At 66.1% G+C, this 26,084-nt stretch carries 27 protein-coding genes; 11 read left to right on the plus strand and 16 right to left on the minus strand.

Going from position 1 to position 26,084, the window contains the following annotated elements; all coding sequences use genetic code 11:
- Positions 1–192 precede the first annotated feature (192 nt).
- The gene (locus QQ25_RS03040) at positions 193–693 is read left to right on the plus strand and encodes a DUF5994 family protein (RefSeq protein ID WP_039313228.1); all 501 of its coding nucleotides are present in this window, start codon (positions 193–195) and stop codon (positions 691–693) included.
- 64 nt (positions 694–757) lie between these two features.
- Here QQ25_RS03040 and QQ25_RS03045 read toward each other — a convergent pair whose 3' ends face one another.
- The 3 genes from QQ25_RS03045 to QQ25_RS03055 form a co-directional block, all read right to left on the minus strand.
- Positions 758–961, minus strand: a complete 204-nt coding sequence (locus tag QQ25_RS03045) for a cold-shock protein (protein ID WP_029106149.1) — start codon at positions 959–961, stop codon at positions 758–760.
- A 225-nt stretch (positions 962–1,186) separates the two neighbouring features.
- On the minus strand, positions 1,187–2,149 hold the full coding sequence (locus tag QQ25_RS03050; RefSeq protein ID WP_039377059.1) for a DUF808 domain-containing protein: 963 nt from the start codon (positions 2,147–2,149) through the stop codon (positions 1,187–1,189).
- A gap of 102 nt (positions 2,150–2,251) precedes the next feature.
- On the minus strand, positions 2,252–3,664 hold the full coding sequence (locus QQ25_RS03055; RefSeq protein ID WP_039377062.1) for an NCS2 family permease: 1,413 nt from the start codon (positions 3,662–3,664) through the stop codon (positions 2,252–2,254).
- A gap of 391 nt (positions 3,665–4,055) precedes the next feature.
- Here QQ25_RS03055 and QQ25_RS03060 point away from each other — a divergent pair, with 391 nt between their 5' ends.
- The gene (locus tag QQ25_RS03060; RefSeq protein ID WP_052235647.1) at positions 4,056–4,664 is read left to right on the plus strand and encodes a sigma-70 family RNA polymerase sigma factor; all 609 of its coding nucleotides are present in this window, start codon (positions 4,056–4,058) and stop codon (positions 4,662–4,664) included.
- Here the strand turns inward: QQ25_RS03060 and QQ25_RS03065 are convergent.
- Positions 4,661–5,293 (minus strand): sigma-70 family RNA polymerase sigma factor, encoded by a 633-nt coding sequence (locus QQ25_RS03065; RefSeq protein ID WP_052235585.1) that lies wholly within the window; start codon positions 5,291–5,293, stop codon positions 4,661–4,663. The genes QQ25_RS03060 and QQ25_RS03065 overlap by 4 nt on opposite strands.
- Before the next feature lie 332 nt (positions 5,294–5,625).
- Here QQ25_RS03065 and QQ25_RS03070 point away from each other — a divergent pair, with 332 nt between their 5' ends.
- Both QQ25_RS03070 and QQ25_RS03075 read left to right on the plus strand, forming a co-directional pair.
- Complete coding sequence (locus tag QQ25_RS03070) at positions 5,626–6,039, plus strand: MmpS family transport accessory protein (protein WP_039377067.1); 414 nt, start codon at positions 5,626–5,628, stop codon at positions 6,037–6,039.
- The gene (locus tag QQ25_RS03075; protein ID WP_039377069.1) at positions 6,036–8,945 is read left to right on the plus strand and encodes an MMPL/RND family transporter; all 2,910 of its coding nucleotides are present in this window, start codon (positions 6,036–6,038) and stop codon (positions 8,943–8,945) included. The genes QQ25_RS03070 and QQ25_RS03075 overlap by 4 nt, the downstream gene beginning before the upstream one ends.
- Here the strand turns inward: QQ25_RS03075 and QQ25_RS29995 are convergent.
- The 4 genes from QQ25_RS29995 to QQ25_RS03090 are packed head-to-tail and all read right to left on the minus strand — an operon-like array spanning position 8,935 to position 10,991.
- On the minus strand, positions 8,935–9,192 hold the full coding sequence (locus QQ25_RS29995) for an Ada metal-binding domain-containing protein (RefSeq protein ID WP_082017390.1): 258 nt from the start codon (positions 9,190–9,192) through the stop codon (positions 8,935–8,937). The two genes, QQ25_RS03075 and QQ25_RS29995, sit on opposite strands and share 11 nt — an antisense overlap.
- The gene (locus QQ25_RS03080) at positions 9,189–9,908 is read right to left on the minus strand and encodes a 2OG-Fe(II) oxygenase (protein ID WP_039377071.1); all 720 of its coding nucleotides are present in this window, start codon (positions 9,906–9,908) and stop codon (positions 9,189–9,191) included. The genes QQ25_RS29995 and QQ25_RS03080 overlap by 4 nt, the downstream gene beginning before the upstream one ends.
- Positions 9,905–10,516 (minus strand): methylated-DNA--[protein]-cysteine S-methyltransferase, encoded by a 612-nt coding sequence (locus QQ25_RS03085; protein WP_039377072.1) that lies wholly within the window; start codon positions 10,514–10,516, stop codon positions 9,905–9,907. Before QQ25_RS03085 ends, QQ25_RS03080 begins: the two co-directional genes overlap by 4 nt.
- Positions 10,509–10,991 (minus strand): RNA polymerase sigma factor, encoded by a 483-nt coding sequence (locus QQ25_RS03090; protein WP_039377742.1) that lies wholly within the window; start codon positions 10,989–10,991, stop codon positions 10,509–10,511. The genes QQ25_RS03085 and QQ25_RS03090 overlap by 8 nt, the downstream gene beginning before the upstream one ends.
- 152 nt (positions 10,992–11,143) lie before the next feature.
- Here QQ25_RS03090 and QQ25_RS03095 point away from each other — a divergent pair, with 152 nt between their 5' ends.
- Together QQ25_RS03095 and QQ25_RS03100 are read left to right on the plus strand one after the other, a co-directional pair.
- Positions 11,144–12,301, plus strand: a complete 1,158-nt coding sequence (locus tag QQ25_RS03095) for an acyl-CoA dehydrogenase family protein (RefSeq protein ID WP_039377743.1) — start codon at positions 11,144–11,146, stop codon at positions 12,299–12,301.
- Between the two features lie 27 nt (positions 12,302–12,328).
- The gene (locus QQ25_RS03100; RefSeq protein ID WP_052235648.1) at positions 12,329–13,126 is read left to right on the plus strand and encodes an acyl-CoA thioesterase; all 798 of its coding nucleotides are present in this window, start codon (positions 12,329–12,331) and stop codon (positions 13,124–13,126) included.
- Here QQ25_RS03100 and QQ25_RS03105 read toward each other — a convergent pair.
- Positions 13,111–14,595 (minus strand): PucR family transcriptional regulator, encoded by a 1,485-nt coding sequence (locus QQ25_RS03105; RefSeq protein ID WP_039377077.1) that lies wholly within the window; start codon positions 14,593–14,595, stop codon positions 13,111–13,113. The two genes, QQ25_RS03100 and QQ25_RS03105, sit on opposite strands and share 16 nt — an antisense overlap.
- Positions 14,596–14,706: 111 nt before the next feature.
- On the opposite strand from QQ25_RS03105, the gene gabT reads away from it, so the two are divergent.
- Entirely contained in the window at positions 14,707–16,053 is a 1,347-nt protein-coding gene (gene gabT / locus QQ25_RS03110) for a 4-aminobutyrate--2-oxoglutarate transaminase (RefSeq protein WP_039377744.1), read from the plus strand.
- Between the two features lie 32 nt (positions 16,054–16,085).
- Positions 16,086–17,540 carry an NAD-dependent succinate-semialdehyde dehydrogenase gene (locus tag QQ25_RS03115; protein ID WP_039377080.1) on the plus strand — a complete coding sequence of 485 codons (1,455 nt, stop codon included), beginning with the start codon at positions 16,086–16,088 and terminating at the stop codon, positions 17,538–17,540.
- Positions 17,541–17,552: 12 nt separating this feature from the next.
- On the opposite strand, the gene QQ25_RS03120 is transcribed toward QQ25_RS03115, so the two are convergent.
- The 3 genes from QQ25_RS03120 to QQ25_RS03130 form a co-directional block, all read right to left on the minus strand.
- Complete coding sequence (locus tag QQ25_RS03120) at positions 17,553–17,933, minus strand: hypothetical protein (protein ID WP_039313266.1); 381 nt, start codon at positions 17,931–17,933, stop codon at positions 17,553–17,555.
- Between the two features lie 78 nt (positions 17,934–18,011).
- The gene (locus QQ25_RS03125; RefSeq protein ID WP_039313269.1) at positions 18,012–19,901 is read right to left on the minus strand and encodes an acyl-CoA dehydrogenase family protein; all 1,890 of its coding nucleotides are present in this window, start codon (positions 19,899–19,901) and stop codon (positions 18,012–18,014) included.
- 79 nt (positions 19,902–19,980) lie between these two features.
- Entirely contained in the window at positions 19,981–20,874 is an 894-nt protein-coding gene (locus QQ25_RS03130) for a LysR family transcriptional regulator (RefSeq protein WP_039377082.1), read from the minus strand.
- Between the two features lie 94 nt (positions 20,875–20,968).
- On the opposite strand from QQ25_RS03130, the gene QQ25_RS03135 reads away from it, so the two are divergent.
- The 3 genes from QQ25_RS03135 to QQ25_RS03145 all read left to right on the plus strand — a co-directional run bounded on the left by QQ25_RS03135 (position 20,969) and on the right by QQ25_RS03145 (position 23,697).
- The gene (locus tag QQ25_RS03135) at positions 20,969–21,322 is read left to right on the plus strand and encodes a DoxX family protein (protein WP_039313275.1); all 354 of its coding nucleotides are present in this window, start codon (positions 20,969–20,971) and stop codon (positions 21,320–21,322) included.
- Positions 21,323–21,368: 46 nt separating this feature from the next.
- Positions 21,369–22,376 carry an alpha/beta fold hydrolase gene (locus QQ25_RS03140; RefSeq protein WP_039313278.1) on the plus strand — a complete coding sequence of 336 codons (1,008 nt, stop codon included), beginning with the start codon at positions 21,369–21,371 and terminating at the stop codon, positions 22,374–22,376.
- Between the two features lie 109 nt (positions 22,377–22,485).
- Positions 22,486–23,697: a CaiB/BaiF CoA transferase family protein gene (locus QQ25_RS03145; protein WP_039313907.1), complete on the plus strand. Its 1,212-nt coding sequence runs from the start codon at positions 22,486–22,488 to the stop codon at positions 23,695–23,697.
- A 113-nt stretch (positions 23,698–23,810) separates the two neighbouring features.
- On the opposite strand, the gene QQ25_RS03150 is transcribed toward QQ25_RS03145, so the two are convergent.
- The 4 genes from QQ25_RS03150 to QQ25_RS03165 form a co-directional block, all read right to left on the minus strand.
- Complete coding sequence (locus QQ25_RS03150) at positions 23,811–24,122, minus strand: hypothetical protein (protein WP_039313910.1); 312 nt, start codon at positions 24,120–24,122, stop codon at positions 23,811–23,813.
- Positions 24,122–24,499: a heme-binding protein gene (locus QQ25_RS03155; protein ID WP_039313281.1), complete on the minus strand. Its 378-nt coding sequence runs from the start codon at positions 24,497–24,499 to the stop codon at positions 24,122–24,124. The genes QQ25_RS03150 and QQ25_RS03155 overlap by 1 nt, the downstream gene beginning before the upstream one ends.
- A gap of 375 nt (positions 24,500–24,874) precedes the next feature.
- The gene (locus QQ25_RS03160) at positions 24,875–25,324 is read right to left on the minus strand and encodes an STAS domain-containing protein (protein ID WP_039313284.1); all 450 of its coding nucleotides are present in this window, start codon (positions 25,322–25,324) and stop codon (positions 24,875–24,877) included.
- 147 nt (positions 25,325–25,471) lie between these two features.
- On the minus strand, positions 25,472–26,074 hold the full coding sequence (locus tag QQ25_RS03165) for a LutC/YkgG family protein (RefSeq protein ID WP_052235649.1): 603 nt from the start codon (positions 26,072–26,074) through the stop codon (positions 25,472–25,474).
- Between the last annotated feature and the right edge of the window lie 10 nt (positions 26,075–26,084).

Genomic DNA, 26,084 nt, shown 5'->3' on the forward strand with positions numbered 1-26,084 from the left:
GCTCGGTTTCCAATACCTGTGCGGTAGTCCCGCACCTCTCAAGGGCACTCTCATGGAATCGTCCGAACTCTTTTCACACCCTGAACAGCAAGAACCGATGCCGGATGTCGAGGGCTCGACGGAGCCGACTCCGGAGCTGATCTTCTCTGATCGGTCCGCGTCGCAGCCTCGTCGTGCAGATGCGCAGTCGTCGTGAACGGCCTCACCGGCGCACGGCGACTGGCCAGTCCTGTCCGGCTCACCCTCGCCCGGCAGTTGGGCGCCGATATCGACGGTGCCTGGTGGCCGCACACCGCGTCGGTGGCGAGCGAATTACCCGAACTCGTCGAGGTCCTGCATCCGGCACTGGGTGAAGTGGTTGATATCCGCGTCAACTGGTCTGCCGCACAGGGGCAGCTCGACCTGGACTCGATTGTGACGGGAACGCGTGGGCCGACCGGGACCAAGCTGAGCCGGCCGCGGCTGATGATGGTGGCAGGCCGACGGCAATCCGTGAAATTGCTTGTGGTGCCGTGCAGGACGTCGGTCTCGCTCGGATCACTCGTGATGCGACGCGCCGCTGCGATGCCGGTGGAGGAGACGGAGCGCCGCACCTCTGCATACGAGACCGCAGACCGCGTGCTGCGCGTTGCGCAACTCGAATCTGCGCGCTGGTTGGGGCGTCTACAGGACCCGACCGAAGCGACTGTCTGAAATACCAAAATGGGCTGGTCCGGAAATTAATCCGTACCAGCCCATTCTCAGGTTTTAGAGCGGTTTAGACCGCAGTAACTCCTACTGCCTGGGGGCCCTTGGCTCCCTGGGTGATCTCGAACTCGACGCGCTGGTTCTCTTCGAGCGACCGGAAACCACCGCCGGTGATCTCGGAGTAGTGGACGAAGACGTCGGGGGCGCCGCCATCAGGGGCGATGAAGCCGAAGCCCTTTTCGCCGTTGAACCATTTCACAGTTCCCTGTGCCATATTTTTGCTTCTCTCATTGTTCAAACCGGACGTACGAAACGCGTCCGCGTCCAGTATGGCACGTCTGAAACGCATTGACCTAAAAAGTATTTCCACCGGTCATTTTTCGGCCGCAGGCGGAATCCCCGCTCCGGGCGCTCCCGCGCCCCGCCAGTTTTCGGTCTGCGCGCTCCTCGTTCCCCGAATGCCCAACCCCCGCAAGGGAACTCGGCGCACGGCGTGGCGTCACGCGGCGGCGTCGTGCTCGTCTTTCTTGCCGAACGGCAGTACGTGCATGATCCCCACCACCACGGTGCCGACCACCAGCCCGATGACGGCCGACGCGGCGGTGTTGGTCAGCCAGGCCAGCACTCCGCCGAACGCGTCGCCCACCGCGTGGTGCACCGCCTCCTCGGCATGGTGGACCAGGCCGTAGAGGGTGTGCCAGCCCAGGGTGTCGGTGCCCACCAGCAGGATGTGTCCACCGACCCAGAGCATCGCGACCGTGCCGATCGTCGACAGTGCCGACAGCAGCTTGGGCATCCCGGCGACCAGGCCACGGCCGATCGTCTGTGCCACCTTTGACGAGCGCTGGGCCAGCAGCAGCCCTATGTCGTCCATCTTGACGATGCCGGCCACCACCCCGTAGACCGCGGCGGTGATCACCAGGGCGACGACCACCAGGATGATCAGGCGCGGCCAGAAGGTCTGATTGGCGACCTCGTTGAGGGCGATCACCATGATCTCGGCCGAGAGGATGAAGTCGGTGCGGATCGCGCCGGTGATCATGAACTTCTCGGCGTCGCCGCCGATCGCTGTGGTCGGCTGGTCGTCGGCCCCGTGCCCGCCGTGGCCCATGAACCGTCCCCACACCTTCTCGGCGCCCTCGAAACAGAGGTAGGTCGCGCCGACCATCAGGATCGGCGTGAGCAAGAACGGGGCGAACTGGCTGAGCAGCAACGCCGCGGGAAGGATGAACAGGAGCTTGTTGCGCAGCGAGCCGATCGCAATGCGTTTGATGACCGGCAACTCGCGGTCGGCGGTGATGCCGTGGACATACTGTGGTGTCACCGCGGTGTCGTCGATCACGACGCCTGCGGCCTTGGCGGTCGCCTTGCCGGTCGCCGCGCCGATGTCGTCGATCGAGGCCGCCGCCAGCCGTGCCAGCGCGGCGATGTCGTCGAGCAAACCGAAAAGGCCGGCGCTCACTGTCGTCTCTCTTCGCGCAAGCGGCTCATCGCTGCTTTCTCTCTTCGCGCAAGCGGCTCATCGGCGGTCCACCATCTCCATGACCCAGAAGGCTACCGGCCCTCACATGCCGATGAGCGACTCGATCCAGCCTCGGGCGAAGTACAAGATGAAGCCGGCGGCCACGATCCACAGCAGCGGGCTGACCTCGCGGGCCTTGCCTGCCGCCGACCGCAGTACCGCCCATGCCACGAAGCCGACACCGATGCCGTTGGCGATCGAATAGCTGAACGCCATGGTGGCCACGGTGAGCACCACGGGCAGGGCCACCGAGAACTCCGACAGATCGATGTGGCGCAGCTGCGACACCATCATGGCGCCGACGATCACCAGGGCCGCGGCCGCCACTTCCGTCGGCACGATCGAGGCCAGCGGGGCCACGAACATCGCCGCCAAGAACAGCGCACCGGTGATCAGATTGGCGAATCCGGTGCGCGAACCTTCCTCGATACCGGCGCCGGATTCGATGAAGACGGTGTTCGACGACGCCGACGAGGAGCCGCCGACCACGGCGCCGGCGCCTTCGACGATCAGCGCTGATTTCAGCCGGGGAAAGTTGCCCTGGGAGTCTGACAGCCCGGCCTCCCGGGACAGCCCGGTCATGGTGCCCATGGCGTCGAAGAAGTTGGCGAACACCAACGTGAACACCAGCATGATCGCGGCGAGCGCGCCGATCCGGCTGAAGCTGCCGAGGCTGACCTCGCCGACCAGGGACAGATCGGGCAGTGCGAACGGTGAACCGGACAGGGTCGGTACCGACAGGCCCCACCCGCCGTGCTTTTCCTGGGCCGACCCGAGGTGCCAGATCGCCTCGACGACCACGGCCACAACGGTGCCGGTGACCAGGCCGATCAGGATGCCGCCGCGGACCTTGCGGGCCACCAGGATGCCCGTGACCAACAAGGTGAACACGAAGACCACCGTCGGCACGGTGTTGATCGAGCCGACGCCGCCCGTGCCGAGACCGACCGGGGGTGACGGCAGGCCGGTCGAGCCGACGAATCCGGCGTCGACCAGGCCGATGAAGAGGATGAACAATCCGATGCCCGCGGTGATGGCCAGCTTGAGCTGCATCGGGACCGCGTCGAACACCATGCGGCGGAACCCGCTGACCGCGAGGGCGACGATGATCAGGCCGTCGATGACCACCAGGCCCATCGCCTCGGGCCAGGTGACCGTGCCCACCACGGTCGTGGCCAGAAACGAGTTGATCCCCAGACCTGCGGCGAATGCGAACGGCAACCGCGCGATGATTCCGAACAGGATGGTCATCACGCCTGCGGCCAGACACGTGGTGGCAGAGACCTGTGCGAACTCGAGCTTGTTGCCGTCGACATCGGCGGAGCCCGAGAGCACCACCGGGTTCAGCACGATGATGTAGGCCATCGCGATGAACGTGACCACGCCTCCGCGAATCTCGGAGGAGACCGTCGAGCCACGGGTCGAGATCTCGAAGAAGCGATCGACTCGATTCATAAGCGATGAGCCTAAGGCGGAAGTGCCCCGGTTTCCTGGCGTATTGCCGATGATCGGTGTGGGTACATGACGTGAACAGCGTGCGCAGTGTCGTCGCGGACACGAGCCTGTCGCGCCCGCCGGGGCTGTCGTGATCTGCCGTGGAGTCAATATCGAGTTGCTGAACGGCAACAGGCGCAATGTGATTGGCGCTGGAAAATCGTTTGACCTCAACTTGGGTTGAGGTGTCATGCTGCCTACATGACAGTGCGGCGTGCCAGGCGCGGTGTGGAAAACCGCCCCGAACCTGGGGGTAATCCCCCTGGGAGTCGCGTGCGTCGCCGGATAGCTTCGAGTGGCGAAGTGTCTGAGGCTAGCGAGATGAGCAATGGCAGGAGCGGGGGCCGGGCCGATGAGCACAGATATGCAGCTGGGTAGTGACTGTCCCGCCGAACGGTTCGAGCGCGATGCATTGCCGTTGGTGGACCAGCTTTTTGCGGCCGCCCGCCGCTACACGCGCAACACGGCTGACGCCGAAGACCTCGTTCAGGAGACAATGGTCAAGGCGTACAGCAGCTTTCACACCTACCGGGACGGCTCGAACATCCGCGCGTGGTTGTTCCGGATCCTGACCAACACCTGGATCAATTCGTATCGCACGGCGCAGCGCCGCCCGCAGGAGGTCTTCGCCGACGAACTCTCGGATGCACAACTCGCGGAAGTGGCGCAGCGCTTCCCGTTCGGCGTGGTCTCGGCGGAACTGGCGGCGCTGGAGGCGATGGGTGACGACGACGTGCGCCAGGCCATGCGGGCGTTGCCGGAATCGCAGGGAGTCGTCGTGTACTACGCCGACGTTGCGGGATTCCGGTACAAGGAGATCGCCGACATTTTGCAGATTCCGGCGGGAACGGTGATGTCGCGGTTGCATCGGGGGCGACGCGCGCTGCGTTCCCGGCTGGTCGAAATGGCAGTCGCCCGAGGCTATCTCGAACCTCCGTCGCGCAACGGTACGGCGGCTTAGCGTACGTGCTGGGGGTCGGTCAGTCGCGGTCGAGGATTCGGACCGCCTGCTGGGGCACGGACGAGACCTCGATCCTTTGCCACATCACTGAGCAACTCCCGCAGGCGCTTTCGGCCACGGGCAAGGCGCGACATCACGGTGCCGACCGGAGTCCCCATGAGAGAGGCTATTTCGCGGTACGGGTAGCCCTCCACGTCGGCGAGGTACACCGTCACCCGGTTGACGGCGGGAACGGCGGCAAGGGCATCGGCGATCTCGTCGTCGCGCATCGCTTCGAGTGCCTCCACCTCTGCCGATCGGAGGCCCAGGGAGGTGTGGCGCGCCTCGGCTGACAACTGCCAGTCCGTAAAGTCTTCGCACAGTTGCTCGCACACCCCACGCTGGCGCGTGCGGTACATGTTGACCCAGTTGTTGTACATGATCCGGAACAGCCAAGCCCGTGCATTCGAGTCCGGCTGGAAGGTGTGAAATCCGCTGTAGGCCTTGAGCAGTGTGTCCTGTAAGAGGTCTTCGGCGTCATACGAGTTGGTGGTCAGCCGCCGCGCGCGCCCCCGGATCTGCTGGATGCAGGGCAGCACCGTGTTGACGAACCGAGTGGCGTCCTGCTGGTCGGGGAGTGGTTCTGTCACGTTGCTCAACGCAGGTGCACCTCCCGACTAATGCATAGAATATCTATGAATAATAATAGCCGATCTAGATAGCCGACGCCAAATGGCTCGACGGGCGGAAGTGTCGACCACAACCGAGCGGTGCGACCAAAGCTGGTGCGCCAAGCGTTCTTTCAGCAACTTCACAGGGAAATAGGGTGCCGCTGCGGCGGGTTGTGGACCGGTGTAACGTTCGTCCAGCTGTACATAGTTATTCGAACTAATTCGCCGATCGCCGGGGTGTGTCATCGCCATCGGCGGGTTCGGGTAATCGTCGGGAGGTATCGGTGGGTCCTGGTCGGGGTGCTCGGCTGATGAAGAATGCCTGGATTCCGTTGGTTCTGGTGGTCGTGCTCGCGGTGTCGGGCCTGGTGGTCTCGCGCCTGCATCGGATGTTCGGTTCCGAAGACCTCAACGCGAACGCGGGTGCGGGCATCGAGATCGTCCAGTTCAATCCGAAGATCCTCGTCTACGACGTGTACGGACCGCCGGGGGCCTCCGCCCAGATCAGCTATTTCGACCCGGATGCGAAGGTGCACCAGGTCACCGCGGCGCTGCCCTGGTCGGTCACCTTGTCGACCACGTTGCCGACGGTCAGCGCCAATCTCATGGCGCTCGGCGACGGCAGCGACATCGGTTGCCGCGTCACGGTGAACGGCATCGTTCGGGAGGAGCAATCAGCCGATGGGGTCAAACCCCAGACCTACTGCCTGGTGAAGTCCGCATGACGTCTTCCACGGGCGCCCACGCCAAGAACGATCGGGGCCACCGCCCCTACTTCGCCCACGCGCTGCGAATCCTCTCGATTCCGGTTGTGTTGTTCTGGATCGCCTTCGCCGTCGTCGTGAACGTCATCGCACCGCAACTCGAGGTGGTCGGCGAACTCCATTCGGCGCCGATGGCACCCGAAGACGCGCCGTCGATGATCGCGATGAAGCGAATGGGCGCGAACTTCGGCGAGTTCGACTCCAACAGCACAGTGATGATCGTCGTGGAGGGGCAGCAAGCGCTGGGCCCTGACGCACACAAGTACTACGACGAGATCATCCGCAAACTGCGCGAGGATCCCGAGCACATCCAGCACATCCAAGACTTCTGGGGTGACACGCTCACCGCGGCAGGCGCGCAGAGCGCCGATGGCAAAGCGTCCTACGTGATGCTGAATCTGGCCGGCGAGCAGGGCCAGACGCTTGCCAACGAGGGCGTGGAGAAGGTCCGCGAGGTCATCAAGGAAACCCCGGCCCCGCCGGGCGTGCAAGCCTACGTCGCCGGTCCGGCCGCACTGACTGACGACCTGCACGTCATCGGCAACGCGAGCTTGGCCACTATCACCCTGTACACGTTGATCGCGATCGCCGTGATGCTGCTGATCGTCTACCGGTCGATCCGTACCACGTTGGTGCAGTTGGTGTTAACCGGTGTGGGGCTGCTGTCGTCGCGCGGATTGGTCTCGGTTCTGGCCACCCACGACGTGTTCGGGCTGACCACCTTCGCGGGCAACATCCTGACGATGCTGGCCATCGCCGCCGCGACTGACTACGGCATCTTCATCTTCGGCCGCTACCGCGAGGACCGCAGCCAGGGACTGGACCGAGAAGACGCCTACTACGCCACGTTCAAGTCCGTCGCGCCGGTCATCATCGGATCGGGCCTGACGATCGCCGGGGCCACCTATTGCCTGAGCTTCGCCCGGCTGCCCTACTTCAGTACCATGGGCGCGCCCGTGGCGATCGGGATGATCGTGGTGGTTGCGTCGGCGGTCACGATGGGGCCCGCCGTCCTGTATCTGGGCGCCAAGATCGGACTGTACGAGCCGAAAAAGGCGGCGAAGGGCCGGTTTTGGTACAAGGTCGGCACGACGGTGGTCCGTTGGCCGGCGCCGGTCCTGGTGGCCAGCGCGTTTGTGGTGCTGATCGGTGTGGTGGCCGTGCCCGGCTATAAGCCCGCCTACAACGACCGTTGGTACCTGCCGACCGAGGCGCCGGTGAACGTCGGATTCGCGTCTGCCGACCGGCATTTCACCCAGGCCCGGATGAATCCGGACATTCTGATGGTCGAATCTACACACGACATGCGCAATCCGGCCGACATGCTGGTGCTGGACCGGGTCGCCAAGAACGTGTTGCGCACCGAGGGCATCGCGATGGTGCAGAGCATCACCCGCCCGCTGGGTATCCCGATCCAGCACAGCTCGATTCCGTTCCAGACCGCCATCCAGGGGCAGACCAGCAATCTGAACCTGCCGTTCCAGCGGGAGCAGTTGGCAAACCAGCTGAAAATGGTTGACGCGACCAATGTTTCGATCTCCATCTTGGAGGAGCAGTATCGACTCTCGCTGCAGCAGACCCAGCTCACGCAGGACTCGGCGGCCAAGTCGCAGGCGCTGCTCGAGGTCACCAAGAAGATGCGGGACAACATCGCCAACTTCGACGACCAGTTCCGGCCGATGCGCAATTACTTCTACTGGGAACCGCACTGCTTCGACATACCCATGTGTGCCGCGGTGAGATCCGTCTTCGACGCCCTCGACGGCATCGACGAACTGACCGACAAGACCTCGTCGGTGCAGGTCAACACCGACCAACTGGCGGACCTGGCGCCGAAGTTGACTGCGCTGCTTCCGCAGACCATCGCGTCGATGAAAACCAGCCGGGACCTGTCGCTGGCCTCCTACAACTCGCAGAAGGCCCTGATCGACCAGATGCAGGCGATGAACGACACGGCGCTGGCGATGGGGCAGAGCTTCGACGACGCCAAGAACGACGACCTGTTCTATCTGCCGCCGGAGGCTTTCACCAACCCCGATTTCGAGCGCGGTCTGAAGATGTTCCTCTCGCCCGACGGGAAGTCGGCACGCATGTTCATCACCCATCAGACCGATCCGGCCACACCGGAAGGCATCGCACGGGTCAACGCCGAGCGCACCGCCGCGCAGGAGGGCCTGAAGATGTCCTCGTTGTCGGACGCCAAGATCTATCTCGGCGGCGTCGCGGCGACCTACAAGGACATGAGCGACGGCGCGCGCTACGACCTGATGATCGCGGTGGTATCGGCTTTGACGCTGATCTTCATCATCATGCTGATCATCACCCGCAGCATGGTGGCCGCCGCCGTGATCGTCGGCACCGCGGCGAGTTCCATCGCGGCATCGTTCGGCATCTCGGTGTTGTTGTGGCAGGACCTGTTCGGTATCCACGTCCACTGGCTGGTGATGCTGATGTCGGTGATCATCCTGTTGGCGGTCGGATCGGACTACAACCTGCTGCTGGTCTCCCGGTTCAAGGAGGAGATCCACGCCGGCCTCAAGACCGGCATCATCCGCTCGATGGGTGGCACCGGCGGTGTGGTGACGTCGGCGGGCATGGTGTTCGCGGCGACCATGGCGGCCATGCTGGGCAGTGACCTCGTCGTGCTGGCCCAGATGGGGTCGACGATCGCGATCGGTCTGCTGCTGGACACCTTGATCGTGCGCTCGCTGCTGATGCCGTCGATCGCCACCCTCTTGGGCCGGTGGTTCTGGTGGCCGCAGGTGGTTTATCCCCGCGGGGACAATCATTTTCGGAAGCCGGCGCCGAAGCGTCCGCCGGGCGCGGACGACGAGGACACGGCGGCCCTGCCGGTGCCTACGGGTTAGCCCTCTTCCACTGCCGGTAGGCATCGGGTAGGCAGACGGCGCAGGGTCGGTAGCCGGCCGCTGCGGCCGTCTGCGTATCGGCGAAGAACACCCGGTGGCCGAGGTACCCGCCGGCGGCGATGGCGCGCAGCGCCGAGGGGCAGTCGAGCCGGCCGTATATCTTGCTACGGCGGTGTCCCCCAATAGTTCCCGGAATAGTGCTGTGACGGGGCCGGCCGTCGGCGCCGATCAGGACATAGCGCTTCACGCGGCGTCATGGAAGACCAGGCCCAGGGTGAACCGGGTCCCGGAGCGGACGGTGGAGACACCGTGCCGGATGGGTGCCGCCGACCAGCCCCGTACCGACTTGGCCGGGCGGTCGCGGGTGGTGAACACCAGCCCGTGCCCCTGGGGGATGACGGTGGCGGTACCGCGCGATTGCGCGCGGGGCCGCTGCTCGTAGAGCAGGAATTCGCCACCGGTGTAGTCGACGTCCGGGTCGGTCAGATTGATCACCACCTGGAGCGGGAAGATCAACTCGCCGTAAAGGTCGCGGTGCAACGCATTCCAATCCCCGGCACCGTATTTCAGCAGGATCGCCGTCGTCTTGGTCTGACCGGCCGCATGGCACATCTGCAACCAGTCATCGAAGTCATCGGGCCACGGTGCTTCCCGGCCGAGCCGATCCCACCATGTGCGGGCGATCGGCAACAGGTGTGGATACAGCGCTTTCTTGAGCGCTGTCACGGCCGGCGGGTAGGGCTGCCGGAAGTAGCGGTACTGACCCTCGCCGAATCGGTAGCGGGCCATGTCGATCGTCGAGCGGAACCGGGACACGTCGGGATACAGCGCCACGATGTCGTCGGCCTCCGCCGGAGACAGCAGCGGCCCCGTCAGGGCGCATCCCGAATTGTCGAGTTCATCGCTGACCCGGCTCCAGTCGGTCGTGTCCACCCGTCGCTGCCAGGAAGTAGTGCTGTTCATGCCGCGGCCTCCAGGTCGAGCAGCAGGCGCTTGGCTTCCGCGCCCCCGAGGTAGCCGCCCATCGCGCCGTCGCTGCGGACCACGCGGTGGCAGGGAACCACCACGGGCAGTGGGTTTTTCGCGCACGCGGTCCCCACGGCGCGCACCGCTTTCGGGCTGCCGGCCAGGGCCGCGACCGCGGCGTAGCTGGCGGTCTGTCCGTAGTCGATCTCAGGCAGGTGATGCAGCACCGTGCCGCGGAATCCGGCGGCGAGCCGCCAGTCCAGCGGCAGGTCGAAGCTGCGTCGCGTCCGGGCGAAGTACTCGTCGAGTTCACGGGCTGCGGTGTCGAGGCGGGCGGGTGCGTTCAGGATGCGTGGGCTCACCGCATCGGCGAGGTGCTGCAGCACGCTGTCGTGGTCTTCGCGGGCGTAGGCAACGCGGACCAAACCCTGCTCGGTGGCGGCCAGCAGCAGTGGGCCGACCGGGCTGTCGACGGTGCGGTAGGCGATGTCGAGGAGGCCGTCGCGCTGGGCTGCGGCCGCCAGGCGGTCGTGCAGTTCGGCCAGCTTGCCGCTCGCGGGCTGGGTGATCCGGACCAGGTCGCCGACGATGCCGTCGTCATTCATGGGTGTCTCCTTTGAGGTAGATGCGTCGCAGCGTGGCGATGCCGTCGCTGGAGGCGCGGCGTGCGGCCGCTGCGCTGCCGCCGAGGATTTCGGCGATTTCGCTGTAGGGCAGGCCGGCCAGATAGTGATAGGCCACGGCGTGCTTTTGTTTGTGCGGCAGCTGTTGCACCGCGGCGGTCAGATCGCCGAAGCTCTCGCCGCTGCGGGGGCCTGGTGTTTCGGGGACGACGTCGGTCGGCATGGGTTGGCGCGTCCGGGTCCGGGTCAGGTCGATGGCTTTGCGATGCGCGACGGTCACCAGCCAGGCTTCGAAATTGGTGCCGTCGGGCAGGTCGGGGTAAGCCTTCAGCGCCGCCAGAAACGTCTCCGACCAGGCATCATCGGCGTCGTCCGCGCCGACGATCGCACAGCAGACCCGAAAGACGGTGGGGCCGTGGTCGCGGACCACGGTCTCAAATGGCGGTTTGGCTTTCACACCCTGTAGACGCTTCCCGGCCGAGTTTTGTGAGGTCTCCATCGTGAGTGAAATTCGTTTGCCGTGTCGAGGGCCGATCGCGATGGGGCGGAACCGCTGCGCGGATGCGAGAGCGCCTTTACAAAAGGCATCACAAGTGTCACGGTGTGCTGATGGACTTCTCCCATGTCGAGCTCTCCGAGGAGGACCTCGCCTTCCGTGATGAGCTGCGGGCGTTCCTGGCCCGGGTGGTCACCGACGAGGTGATCGAGCGTGATCGTCAGACCGGCGAGAACTTCGACGAGACAGTGCATCTGGCCCTGGGGGAGGCCGGGTACCTGGCCGGGGACTATCAGGCCGAGGCCGACGGAGGATTCAGCGCCGTCCGGCGCCGGATCTGGGAGCTGGAGATCGGCCGGGCCCACACCCCGTGGTTCCACTGGGGAACGACGGCGATGGTCGCCCACACGGTGGAGAAGTTCGCCTCTTCCGAGCTCCTCGATGAGGTGCTGCCAGGCGTCCTGGACGGGAGTCTGCGGCTGTGCCTGGGCTTCACCGAGCCCGACGGCGGATCCGACGTCGCCACCTGCAAGACCCGCGCGGTGCGGGAGGCGGATGGATCGAGCTGGGTTGTCAACGGCTCCAAGATGTTCACCTCGAATGCGCACAACGCCCGCTATGTGTTCCTGTTGACCAACACCGATCCCGCCGCGCCCAAGCACAAGAGCCTCACCATGTTCCTGGTGCCGCTGGATTCCCCCGGGGTCGAGATCCAGCCGATCCGCACCGTCGACGGCGACCGGACGAACATCACCTACTACAGCGATGTCCGGGTCAGCGATCGGTACCGCATCGGTGAGGTGAACGGTGGTTGGACGGTGCTGCGCGGGGCTCTCGAACTCGAACACGGCACGTTCGAACGCGAGACCCGCGGTCTGCAGAAGCTCGCCACCATGACCGAGCACATCAACTTGATGGCCGAAGCCGTGGACCGGGTGGCGGCTGTGGCTCCCGGTGACGCGGCAGCGCGCTACCGACTGGGCCGTGGCATCGCCCGGCTGGAGGCCGCGTTGAGCAGCCCGGGCATGTACGGGCGGGTGGCCATCGCCCAGACAATGCGCGAGGTCTCCCCGGATCTCATGGACATCCTCGGATCGGCAGGCGCGCTGCCGGTCGGGACAACCGGGGCCGCCGACGATGGTGGCGCCGAGTACATCTTCCGGTTGGCCGGGCCGACCGGCATCTACGGCGGAACCCTTGAGGTGTTCCGCAACATGATCGCGCAGCAGGCGCTGGGGTTGGGCCGGCCGAACTACTCGCCGGCAAAGTGAGCGGCACCGCGTCAGTACGCTGGCGTGGTGCATCCCTTCGACAAGGCCCTGGAACTCGAACCGTCCGGCGATGATCGATGGCGCGGGCACACAATCCCGGAGTGGGCCAACATGGTGGGCCCGTTCGGCGGCATCACCGCGGCCACCATCGTGCGGGCAATCGAGCTGCATCCGCAATGCCACGGCCACCCGATCGCGCTGACCGTCAACTACCTGGCCCCGATCTCCGACGGCGAGTTCGACATCGTGACCAGGGCCGTCAAGACCAACCGGTCCAATCAGCACTGGATCGTCGAGCTCAGCCAGGACGGCGACGTCAAGACCACCGCGACGGCCATTTTCGGATTGCGCCGCGACACCTGGTCCGATACCGAGGTGGCCCCGCCTGCGGCGCAGAGGCCCGAGGACATCGCGCCGTCGATCCCGCCGTTCGGCGTGGTGTGGTTCGACAACTACGACATGCGTTTCGTCGACGGTGGCATGCCCGAAGAGGGTGCCGCTTCCGGCTCGTCGACCACGACGTTGTGGGTGCGCAATAATCCGCCCAGGGCAATGGATTTCGCAGCGTTGGCCTCGGTGAGCGACATCTTCTATCCGCGGGTTTTCCTGCGGCAGGGCCAATTCGTGCCCGCCGGAACGGTATCCATCACGACGTACTTCCATGCCGATGACGACCAACTAGCGGCTCAGGGTGACGACTTCGTGCTCGCTACCGCACGGGCGCAACGGTTTTCGCGCGGTTACTTCGATCAGACGGCGCACCTGTGGGGCCGTGACGCCACCTTGCTGGCCACGAGTCACCAGATCGTCTACTTCAAGGGCTGACTGTTTTCCGGGACCGATTGCAGAGCGATCCACGCACTCACCCGGGTCTGCGGATCGTCGAGCTTGCCGGGCAGCGCGGCCTCGATGGCCGCGAGCCGGTTGCGTACGGTGTTGCGGTGCAGGCCGAGCTCTTCGGCCACCTTGAGCCGTGAACCGTGATGGCGCAGGAAACAACGCAGGGTCTCCAGCTGCTCGGGATCGAGCCCGTGCAACCAGGATTCGGCGAACGCCGCGGCTTTCTCGGGATCGATGAGCCCGAGGGGGCCGTGATCGATCACCCGGTCCCACACCACGACCCCCGACACCTCGGTGGCCTGGGCGAGCGCCAGCCCGGCGGTGCGGTAGCCGGCCGCGCCGTCGCTGGGCGACACCGCGTTGCCGACGCCGACCTGCAGCCCGTCGCCGGCCAGCAGGGCACCGGTCGCCTCGGCGCGTGAGGGTTCGGTGACCGCGCACAGTTCCCCGGCGTAGATGCCGGCGACGATGCCGCGCCGCTCCAGCATGGCTGCCGTGTCTTCGACGGCGGAATCGTCCCCCGCTGCCCGCAGGAAACGGATCCGCTTCGGCAGCTCGAAGGCCGGCTGATCGACTTCCAGGACTAATTGTGCTGTGTGGTAATCACTTTCGGCGAGGAGTTCGAGCGCGCGGCTGCGCAGGTGCTGTCGGGTCGTCGCTCGGCTGCGGTGCTGCTCGTCGATGAGCCCCAGCAGGGCAACCGCCGTCGTCACGGCCTGGCGTTGTCCTTCCGATGCCCGGGCGGGCATCAGCGCCGCCAGGTAGGCCGAGGCCCGGCCGCGCAGTCCGATGGGCTGGACCGACACGGAGTGCGTCGGGTTGGACTGTGCCGCAGCCGAACGCAATCCGTGAGCCTGCAATCGTTTGACGTCATCGGCGACCTCGTCGAGCGGAAACTCGCTGCGACGGCTGCCGACCGGACCCGTCAGTACCCGGCCGTCGGGATTCATCAGACACGTCGCGCCGTCGAGAGCAGCGGTCAGGGCGGTGATGACGGCAACGGCGGGATCCGGTTTGGCCGCGGCCGAGATGAGCTTGCGCTGCGTCTTGAGTGAGTCGCGTGTCTCGGCCGACTCCTGTTCCTCCAGCAGGTGCGCGACGTGGCGGCTGACCGCGACGAACGTGGTGGGCCGCGGCACCTCCAACAGGTTGACCGCATACCTGCGGCAGGCGCCGGCGAGGGCGGCGGGGGTCTCCTCGTGGGTGAGCCCCACACCGAAGCCGACGGCGGCCACGCCGGCGTCGGCGAGCCTACGCACATAACCGTTCCACTCGTCGTGCCAGGCGCCGGTTTCCAGACCTGTGGTCAGCAGGATCTCGCCGCCCTCCAGGAACGGGCCCGGGTCGGCGAGTTCACTCGTCGCCACCCAGCGGACCGCTGCCTCCGGGCGGGACACCTCGACCGCGCGCAAGCCGAGCGCGCTCACATCGAGCACGTCGCTGACGAGGACCATAGTGTCATTTTTGCACATCAAGAAACAGCACGAATGTGCATTTAAGACCTGCCGGTGACGCTCGTCGTTCCCTAGCGTGAGGGCAACAACCGCCAGTTGCAGGAGGAACACGTGACCATCGCTGAGATCGCGGGTACGGCCGTCACCCAGGAGCGCCGGCTCGTCACCGCCATTCCCGGCCCGATCTCGCAGGAGATGCAGGCACGGAAGACCGCTGCGGTCGCGGGCGGCGTCGGGACCACCCTGCCCGTCTACGTGGTGGCCGCCGGCGGCGGAATCCTCGTGGACGCCGACGGCAACCAGCTCATCGACTTCGGCTCCGGCATCGCCGTGACCACCGTCGGCAACAGCGCGCCCGCCGTCGTCGACGCGGTCACCCAGCAGGTCGCGGCGTTCACCCACACCTGTTTCATGGTCACGCCCTACGAGGGTTACGTGCGGGTGGCCGAGGAGCTCAACCGGCTCACGCCCGGCGACCACGAGAAGCGCAGCGTGCTGTTCAACTCCGGCGCCGAGGCCGTCGAGAACGCCGTGAAGATCGCTCGCGTCCACACCGGCAGGCAGGCCGTCGTGGTGTTCGATCACGCCTACCACGGCCGCACCAACCTGACCATGGCAATGACCGCCAAGAACCAGCCCTACAAGCACGGGTTCGGGCCGTTCGCCGGCGAGGTGTACCGGGTGCCCACGTCGTTCCCGTTCCGTGACGGCGAGACCGACGGTGCCGCTGCGGCCGCCCGCGCCCTGGACCTCATCGACAAGCAGGTCGGAGCCGACAACGTCGCCGCCGTGGTGATCGAACCCATTCAGGGCGAGGGCGGATTCATCGTTCCCGCACCGGGTTTCCTGCGCGCACTGCAGAAATGGTGTACCGACAACGGCGCCGTCTTCGTCGCCGACGAGGTGCAGTCGGGCTTCGCGCGTACCGGGGCGATGTTCGCCGTGGAGCACGACGACGTCGTGCCCGATCTGATCGTCACCGCCAAGGGCATCGCCGGCGGACTGCCGCTCTCGGCGGTCACCGGCCGCGCCGAGATCATGGACGCCCCGCAGCCCGGCGGCCTCGGCGGCACCTACGGCGGCAACCCGATCGCCTGTGCCGCTGCGCTCGCGGTCATCGACACCATCGAGCGTGACGGCCTGCTCGCCCGCGCCACGGAGATCGAGAAGACCATGGTCGGACGCCTCAAGGCGATCGCCGCCGAGGATTCCCGGATCGGCGAAGTCCGTGGCCGCGGCGCCATGATCGCCGTCGAGCTGGTCAAGGCGGGCACCACCGAGCCCGACGCCGGCCTGGCCAAGCAGGTCTCGGCCGCCGCCCACGCCCAGGGCCTGGTGGTGCTGACCTGCGGCACCTACGGCAACGTGCTGCGGTTCCTGCCGCCGCTGTCGATGCCCGACCACCTGCTCGAGGAGGGGCTGGACATCCTGGCCGCCATCTTCGCCGAGACCCGCTGACCGGCTGTCCGGTCCATCCCTGGGAGACGTCAGTGAACACGCAGAACGCGATCGCCGAACTCGACACCAAGCACGGCGTCCTCATCGACGGGCAAGCCCGCGGTGCCGCCACGACGTTCGAGGTGTACGACCCGGCCACCGGCCAGGCCATCGCCGAGGTCGCCGACGGCACTGTCGCGGACGCCCGCTCGGCAGTGGACGCCGCGCATCGGGCATTCGGTGGCTGGGCCCGGACCAGCCCGCGGCAACGCAGCGACATTCTGCGGCGCGTGTTCGATCTGATGGTCGCCGACACCGAGCGGCTGGCCGCACTGATCTGTGCGGAGAACGGCAAGTCGCAGGCCGACGCCCGTGCCGAGGTGGGCTATGCCGCCGAGTTCTTCCGCTGGTTCTCCGAGGAGGCGGTGCGGACCGACGGCGCCTACGGCGTCAGCCCCGCCGGCGGCACCCGCACCCTCGTCACGCACAAGCCCGTCGGCGTCGCCGCACTGGTGACGCCGTGGAACTTCCCGGCCGCCATGGCGACTCGCAAGATCGCCCCGGCCCTGGCCGCGGGATGCACCGTGGTCCTCAAGCCGGCGGCCGAGACGCCCCTGACGGCACTGGCGATCGCCGGAATCCTTGCGGCCGCAGGTGTTCCCGATGGTGTGGTGAACATGGTGCCGACCACCGATGCGGCCGCCGTGGTCGAGAACTGGCTCAGCGATGACCGGGTCCGCAAGGTGTCGTTCACCGGATCCACCGGCGTCGGCCGCGTCCTGCTCAAGCAGGCTGCCGACCGGGTCGTCAACGCCAGCATGGAACTCGGCGGCAACGCCCCGTTCGTCGTGACCGCCGATGCCGACATCGAAGCGGCCATCGCGGGCGCGATGGTGGCCAAGTTCCGCGGTGGCGGTCAGGCCTGTACCGCGGCCAACCGGTTCTATGTGCACGCTTCGGTGGTCGACGAATTCGTCGCCGGGCTCGGTGCCGAGGTCGCGGCGCTGCGGGTCGGTCCGGCATCAGATCCTGCTTCCCAGGTCGGCCCCTTGGTGAGCGAGCGCGCGGCCACACGAGTGGCTGCCGCGATCGAAGCCGCGGTGGCTGACGGTGCCGTGATCGCCGCGCAGGCCAAGGCTCCGGCCGAGGGCTGGTTCGTCGCTCCGACGCTGCTGACCGGTGTCGCCCCGGATGCGGAGATTCTTGCCGACGAGATCTTCGGACCCGTCGCCCCGGTCGTGGTGTGGGAGCGCGAGGAGGATCTGGTGCGTTGGGCCAACGACACCGAATATGGTTTGGCTGCTTATGTTTACGCCGGCCGGCTGCAGGACGCGCTGCGGCTCGCGGAATCGTTCGACGCGGGCATGGTCGGCATCAACCGCGGCATCGTGTCCGACCCGTCGACGCCGTTCGGCGGGATGAAGCAGAGCGGCCTCGGGCGCGAGGGTGCTCGTGAAGGTCTGTACGAGTTCCAGGAAACGCAGTACTTCAGCGTCGCGTTCGACTGAGCGCCGCCCGCGTCAGAACGGTGCCGAGTGCTGCATCAGGCTCAACATCAGCACGACCATGCACAACAGTGAACTGAACATGATCAGCCCCATCACGGCGACCACGAACCACGACACGCAGCGTTGCTTGCCGCGCGCCAACTTCGCTATCCGCTCGTCGTGCATGAGTTCGTCTGCCACCACGGCGAATTCGACACGTTCCAGTTCGTCGTCCGCGGCGGGTGCGCCGGCGGAGATTTCGCGAAGCCGGGCCGCGGCGATGCCCACGCCCACCCCGGCGAACCGGCGACTCAGCTGACGCGCCTCTCTGCGGGTCAGACGGTGATCGAGCGCAGGCACCGAATGCGGCCAATGTCCCCATGCGCCGCCGTGCGCGTCAGACGGGGTCGTCATAACCCATTGATTCTACGAGCGCCCCTGGCTGTCAGGAAGCATTCGGCGGCGACTTGTTCACGTGCGCAAGTACTTTCTTCAACCGATGACACGGTGCACGTCCTCGGTCACGTCACCGCCCTCCTGGGCGATCCACGGCCCTTCGATCGACGGATCGATGATCCCGTTCTCCATCCAGGTGTAGCGCCCGGCGAGCACGCCCCGCGCCAGCGCGCGGTCGGAGTCGTCGCTGTTGGTCCAGAGCTGGGTGAACAGCTGCTCGGCCCGCACCCGGGACTGGCGACAGAACGCGTCGGCCAGCTCCACGGCGGAAGCCTCCGCGTCGTCCTGCGCACGGACGCAGGCCGCCGTCATCGCGAACAGCTCCGCTCCGATATCGACGATCCGGCCGAGGAAGCGCTGCCGGTATTCCAGTTTTCCCTGCCATCGGGACATCGCGTAGAACGTGCTCCGGGCGAGCTTGCGGCTGGCCCGTTCGACGTAGCGCAGGTGCTCGGCCAGTGGTCCGAATTCACTGAACGCCGTTGGCAGCCGCCCTTTTCCGGTGACCAGGGTGGGTAACCAGCGCGCATAGAACTTGCCGGCCTGAGCGGCGGCTTGCGCCTTGTGCTTCAGGTCGGTGTCGGGGTCGATGATGTCTCCTGCAACCGACAGGTGGGCGTCTACCGCCTCACGGGCCAGCATCAGGTGCATGATCTCGGTCGAACCTTCGAAGATGCGGTTGATCCGCATATCTCGCAGGATCTGCTCGACGGGCACTCCGCGTTCGCCACGGGCGACCAGTGACTCAGCTGTCTCGAAGCCACGGCCGCCACGGATCTGCACCAGCTCATCGGCGATCAACCACGTCATCTCCGACCCGTAGAGCTTGGCCAGGGCGGCCTCGATCCGGATGTCGGTGCGTCCGGCGTCGGCGAGCTCACTGGCGAGCTCGACCATCGACTCGATTCCGTAGGCGCTGGCCGCGATGAACGCCACCTTGCCTGCCACCGCGTCGTGCTCACCGACCGGCCGGCCCCACTGCACGCGTTCCTTGGACCATTCTCTGGCGATCTTCAGACACCACTTCGCGGTCCCGGTGCACACAGCCGGCAGCGAGAGCCGTCCCACGTTGAGCGTGGTCAGCGCGATCTTCAGCCCCTCGCCTTCGCGGCCGATGCGGTTGGCGGCCGGCACCCGCACGTCGGTCAGCTTGGTCAGCCCGTTTTCGATGCCGCGCAGACCCATGAACGCGTTGCGGTTGGTGACGACGATGCCGGGGCTGTCCGCCTCGACGACGAATGCGGTGATGCCGCCCTTGTGTCCCTCGCTGGCCGGCACCTGGGCCATCACGACCAGCAGGTCGGCGATGACGCCGTTGGTGGTCCACAGTTTGACGCCGTTGAGCAGGTAGTCGTCGCCGTCGGGAGCGGCGGTGGCGTGTAGCCGTGCCGGGTCACTACCCACGTCGGGTTCGGTGAGCAGGAATGCGCTGATCTCCCGTGTGCACCGGGGGAGCCAGGTGCGCTTCTGCTCGTCGGTCCCGAACATCGACACCGGCTGGGGCACCCCGATCGACTGGTGTGCGGAAAGCAGGGCTCCGAGTGCGGGATGGACCGAGCCGACCAGGGTGAGCGCCTTGTTGTAGTACACCTGCGACAGGCCGAGTCCGTCGTATTCGGTGGAGATCTTCATGCCGAACGCGCCGAGTTCCTTCAGGCCACGAATGACCTTGTCGGGGATCTGCGCGTCGCGTTCGATGACCGCCGCGTCGATCTGCGTCTCGCAGAACTCGCGCAGTTTGGACAGAAAGGCCTCACCGCGCTCCCTCGTCTCGGCCGGACCGCGAGGATGTGGATGCACCAGATCCAGCCGCAATCTGCCGAGGAAGAGTTCTTTCCCGAAACTGGGTTGGCGCCACTGGGCCTCGCGCGCCTGCTCGGCAACCTGCCTGGCCTGTCGTTCGTTGACTTCTCCGGTAGCGGTCATCGCCGGCCTCCAAACGCCCGTTGGCTGGTGGCATACCCGTAAACGGTCCTACCCACGCTTGCTGTCGAGACGATGACTCTCAGGACTTCTTGAAGCGCACACAGCTGAGGACGAAATCGTGAACGACCGAATTGCCGTCGTTGGCGGGGCTCCAGACGACACCGACCTGGCTCGGGGCGACGCCGGTCACCGGCACGAACACCACGCCGGGTCGCCGGTAGTAGCGGGCGCTGGATTCGGGGGCCAGGGCGATGCCGTATCCGTTGGCGATCGCATTGAGCCAGTCGTCCGGATGCTCCGTGACCGCACCGATGCGCGGCAGCTCGCCGCGCCGCTCCTCGACGGCCAGCCAATAGTCGCGCCAAGCGCCGGTCGCGTCCGGGGCGGCAACGAACGGCTCGTCGTGCAGCTCTGGGAAAGCGATCTCGGTTCGGTCGGCGAGCCGGTGGGTGCTCGGCAGAACAACACAGCGAGGCTCGGTCAGCAGCACCTGCACCCGCCACGACTCCTGACCCGGGAACGGCAGACGCAAGAGGGCAACGTCGACACTGCCCGCGGCAAGACCTGCCGTGGGATCCGACCAGGAACTCTGCCGCATGTCTACTCGCCAGCCCGGCCTACGCGTCGCGAACTCGGCGATGATCTGCTGGGTTTGTTCGTTGGCGGCGCTGGCGAGAAACCCGACGCGCATCACACGGCCTTCGCGCGCCGCCGCGGCTTTCACGTCGGTGACCGCGCGGTGCCAATCGGCAAGCAGCGACGGTGCTGAACGGGCAAGGGACCGCCCGGCTTCGGTCAGCGACATCCCTGCCCGCGAACGGGTGAACAGAGGAACACCGAGCAGGGTTTCCAGGCGCCTGATCTGCTTGGTCAAGGCTGGCTGAGACACATACAGCCGTTGTGCCGCCTGGGTCAGATTCTCCTCCTCGGCGACAGCGGCAAAGTAACGCAGCAGCCGGGTGTCGACATCCATTCCAACAGGTTATGGACGCAGGTATTGGACGGGCAATGCCCGCCGATCCAACACTGGATCGGCAAGACCATTCGTCCCGGAAGGTGTCATCCCTGTGTTTGCCCTCTACGTCATCCTGACCCTGGTCACGGCTTTCGCCGCGGCGGCCGGAACATGGCTCAACTACACCCATCACCCCATTCCGGTCAGCGCGGCAAAACAGGTTCAGGTGCCTGAGTCCTGGATGGTCCCGCTGGGCACCGTGCAGGGCGCCGGCGCGCTGGGGCTGATCACAGGATTCGTGATCCCGCCGATCGGATTGGCGGCGGCCACCGGACTGGTGCTGTTCTTCATCGGGGCGCTCATCGCGCATCTGCGTGTCGGCGATCGCCACTTCAGTGCCGTCCTGCCCGCTCTCGCCCTGGCTACGGCGACGTTGGCCGTCACGGCGGCATACCAACTCGGCTGAGCCGGCGGGCCTGCAACTCACCCGTTGGTCCGCAGGGAGGAAACGCATGGCTCAGGCCGATACTGCTTCGGAGAACGACGACGCTGCGCACACGCACGAGAACCCTCGCCGACGGCGCTGGGTACGCCGAACATTCATCGGCGTGACCGCTGGGCTGGTGGCTCTCATCGCGTCGACACTTGTCGTCGCCTACTGGTGGCAGCCGCCTACGGACGAAGATTTCCAATCGCCCTATCTGGCCGAGATTCAATCGCAGTACGCGGACACGCCAGTAGCCCGGTTTCACTACACCAAGACCGGTAACGGGCCCGCAGTGGTCCTCGTGCCCGGCGGAGGGCAGTGGATCTACTCCTACCGCAACACGATTCCTGCGTTGTCGCGGCAGTTCACCGTGTACGCGGTCGAGCTACCCGGGCAGGGCTACACCACGGTGAAGCAGAACGATTTCCGCTACGACCTTCAAGCCATGTCGTCGGCGCTGGCCGCGTTCCTCGACGCGGTAGGACTGCGGCAAGCCTCGCTGGTAGGGCACTCCTGGGGCGGGGCGACGTCGCTGTACTTCGCAGAACGGCAGCCCGAACGGGTGAACAAGCTGGTGCTCATGGCCTCACCCGGCCTTGATGTGCCATCGAGCTGGGATTGGCGCCCACTGGAGTTTCCCGTCGTGGGCGAACTTGTCGGCAAGCTGATGACCAAGGGCAACAGCGAAGCCACCCAACGCAAGTCGTTCGCGCGGCCCGGACGCGTCACGCCGGAACTTGTCGAAGAAAACTGGGCGCCGCTCAGCCGCCCGGAGAACCGCGCAGCCCTGTGGCTGCAGCAGCGCCGGTTCGACTACGCACTCACCGAGCAGCGCCTCGGCGACGTGCGCTCACCGACTCTGGTGATCTGGGGGGACGAGGACCAGTTCGACAAGCCGTGGCAGGCCACCGAACTCGCCCGCCGGATCCCCGGTGCCGCCGCGCGAGTGTTACCTGGCTGCGGACACTCCGTCCATGAGGATTGCCCGGACGAAGTCAACCCGCAACTCGTGGACTTCCTGCGCGGGCCCTGAACCGCCGTATGCGCTGGGGGCGTAACGAAAGGGACGGCCGGCCACCGTGCGGAGCTTCTCGCTACACTTACCGTAAGTCCAACGGTGAGGAGCCGCGTTGATCAAGGTCATGCAGGGCGTGCGAGTGCTCGAGGTCGCGCAGTTCACGTTCGTACCGGCGGCGGGCGCCATCCTCGCCGATTGGGGTGCCGACGTCATCAAGGTGGAACATCCCGTGCGCGGCGACACCCAGCGCGGCTTCATCAACATGGGCGGGTTCCAACTCGACCCGAACCGCCATCCGCTCATCGAGCATCCCAACCGTGGCAAGCGCAGCGTCGGCATCGACGTCTCGACCCCCGGCGGTCAGGAGATCCTCTACGAGATCGCCAAGACGGCCGACGTTTTCCTGACCAATTACCTGCCCGCCCAACGGCAGAAGAACAAGTTCGACGTCGAGCACATCCGTGCGGCGAACCCGGACATCATCTATGCCCGCGGCAGCGCGTACGGCGACAAGGGGCCGGAGCGTGACACCGGCGGCTTCGACGGCACCGCGTTCTGGACCCGCAGCGGCGTCGGGCACGCCCTCACCCCGGAAGCGATCAATGGTGCGCTGTCCCAGGGCATCCCGGCCTTCGGCGATTCGATCGGCGGGATGAACATCGCCGGTGGCATCGCTGCGGCTCTGTTCCATCGCGAGCGCACGGGAGAAACCGCCGAGATCGACGTCTCGCTGCTGAGCACGGCCTGGTGGGCGGCCGGTGCGAGCGTGACGCAGGGCATGGAGACCGGTGAGACCATGCGCTCGCTGATGCCGGACGACGCCACGTCGGTCAACCCCTTCATGGCCAACTACCGGACTTCCGACGGCGGCACCATCAACCTGTGCATCGTCAGTCCGACCGGCTACATCCGCGATGCCTTCGAACACCTCGGCCTGCCCGAGCTGGCCGACGACCCCCGGTTCTGTGACGTGCTCCCGCTGATCGAGAACGCCTCGGAAGGCGTCGAACTCATCGCACAGGCGATCGGGAGCAAGCCGTTCGAATACTGGCGCCAGCACCTCAAGACCATGAAGGGCCAGTGGGCGCCGTTCCAGAGCCTGACCGACCTCGCCAGTGATGATCAGGCCGTCGCCAATGACATGATCGTCGAAGTCGAGGCCACCGACGGCGGCAAGCCGTTCAAGGTGGTGCGCGGGCCGGTGCAGTTCAATCACGAACCGCTGGAGACCACGCGCGCACCCCAGGCATCCGAGCACACCGAGATCGTGTTGATGGAACTCGGAATCGACTGGGATCGCATCTCCGAACTCAAGGATTCCGGCGCGATCGCCTGAGTTTCCGCCCGCTTGCCCGGGGCTGAGGTGTGCGCTTTTCTACCTGCGGGCGGTGGCCGGACGGCGGCTACAACCCGCAGGTAGAAAATGGTGATGCTGAGAGTTGGCGCCGGCTAGTTGCAGCCGCCCGCGTGGACCCATCTGCCGTTGTAGCCGATGCAACCGCTGACGTTGGAGCCAGGCGGTGGTGGCGGCGGCGGTGGCGGGTCCTCCGGTAGCGGGGCGTAGTAGGCGGGCGGCGGAACGTAGGGCGCGACGGCGTCGGCGACGTTGACGCACCCACCGACGGAGATCCGGCGGCCGGCGCTCGCACACACGTCGGCACTGGCCGGGGCGGCCAGCACGATGGCGCCGGGAAGCGCAGTCAGCGAGAGCACGGCCGTGGCCGCGCGCCGCCATGGTGAATGTGACGATGAGCTGAACATCATTGTCCTAGAGGCTGATCGGTTGGCTTGATTCCGCAGCGCTCGCGGAAGTCGGTGAGTGGTTGACGGATGCCGACCAGATCGGCATGCGCCTGTGGGTTCGCATCGAAGAAGTCCTTGGTTGCCTGGGGAACCTCTTCGTGCGGGCGGCCGTGCAGGTTGGTGTAGAAGTCATTGACGTCTGGATGGGCCCACAAGTACGTGGATGTCGCGGCAGCCACCCCGGAAGCGATTCCGGCGATATCGGCGGCCGTGCAGTTGGGCGGGCGCGGTGGTGGTGGCTCGGCGGCGGCGGTCACGGGGCCGAACAGACCGAGGACGACCCCGACGACGCCGGCGGCGAAAGCCGGCACCATTCCGTAGCGCACGGTGGTCATTGTGCGGGACACAGCGGAACTCCTTCCCGAATTGGGCAGGTGCCGATTGCATCGCCCGGCGGGCCGAACATTAGCAGGTGGGCAGCGGTGTATGCGATGAATCGTTCGCTCGGCAAGGACGTGGCGAGGCGCAATGCATCGGCATGTGGGACGCAGCGCCGGCGATCTGATCGGTTCATCTTGTCGCGCACCAAGATTCGCGGACCCCGAAACGTTGTGGTTTCTCACCCAACAGCCGAAAATGGCTGCCAGACCAGGTCTGGCAGCCATTTTCGGTATCTGTATGTGGCGAACTAGATGTGCACCGTCCGGTGACGATGACGAAGCAGGCGGTTCAACCAGCGGACATCGATCAACATTGCGTTGGCCTTTCTCTCAGGCGCTCTTGGTAAGCAGGGGGAGCAACCGGCGGCGTGCCATGTTGCCTTCGTCGAAGTGATGCAGGGCCTCGGGCACCGACGAGCTGAGCGGTACGCCCATCTCCTGGCGGCGGATTTCGGCGATTACCGACTGACTGGCGATCACCGTCCAGTCCACACCGAGCGCGCCGCACCGTTCATCGATGTCGTAGAAAAGTGAGACTGCTTGCGGTGCAAAGCTGTTCACGCCGCTGAGATCGAGTGCCAACGGCTTCTCCGGAAGAATCAGCCGATTCACGTGAGACGCGATCTGTTCGATGTTGTTGCTGTCGACATCTCCCTTGATGGACACCACTGTCGCCAGCTGGCGGCAGTACGCGCGCATCGAGGCGCCATCGAAGATGACTGCCGGATTCCCGTACCGAAAGTGTCGATCCATTGCCGGGGTGTTGTTCGTGAAAGTCATGATCAGCCTCCCGCCGTCTTTCTTGAGCTCTTGGCTGAGCTCCGTCGCGTCAACCTGTCCATGACGCTATGCGGGCAACTTAAGGCTGCTGGGTGCTGCCGTTAATACTTTGCTAAGAACCGCTGGGGCCCTACTCCTCGGTAAGGTTCACACAATCAGTACGTCGAGTGTTCGGGGACCGTGGACGCCTTCGACCCGCTGCAGCTCAATGTCGCTGGTGGCGCTGGGACCGGAGATGAAGGTCAGAGGCCGCGTCGGGCTCAATTCGGCGAACGCCTGAGGCACGGTGTCGACGATCTGATCCGCCCGCACCACGCAGATGTGATGGTCGGGCACGAGGGTCAGCGCCCGCCGTCCCTGTCCCGCGCCGGCGTCGAGCACGATCGTCCCGGTCGCGGCGATACCGAGCGCGCATCCGGTGAGCACCGCGTCGACCCGGTCGAGTTGCTCGACGCGCAACGGCGGCGCGTCGGTGACCGTCGTCAGCCCCGTCACCCAATCGGGCGGGAGATCGGCGGGGATGACCACCGAGGCGCTCGGCCCGACCAGCTCGAGGACCGTGGCCCCGATCGCGTCGGCCTCGATGCGATGCACCCGGGCCCGGTACTCGGCCACGGTCTCGGCGAACCGTCCGACGTTGCCCGCGCCGGTGAGCGGCTCGCGGTGATAGTCGCGTGGCACCGCGACGGACTGCGGCGGGGCGGTCGCCAGCGCGGCGCGGACCCGGCTCAGCACCGCGGACCTGGCCATGTCGTGCGCC

Source organism: Mycolicibacterium setense, from assembly GCF_000805385.1.
Lineage (GTDB): Bacteria > Actinomycetota > Actinomycetes > Mycobacteriales > Mycobacteriaceae > Mycobacterium > Mycobacterium setense.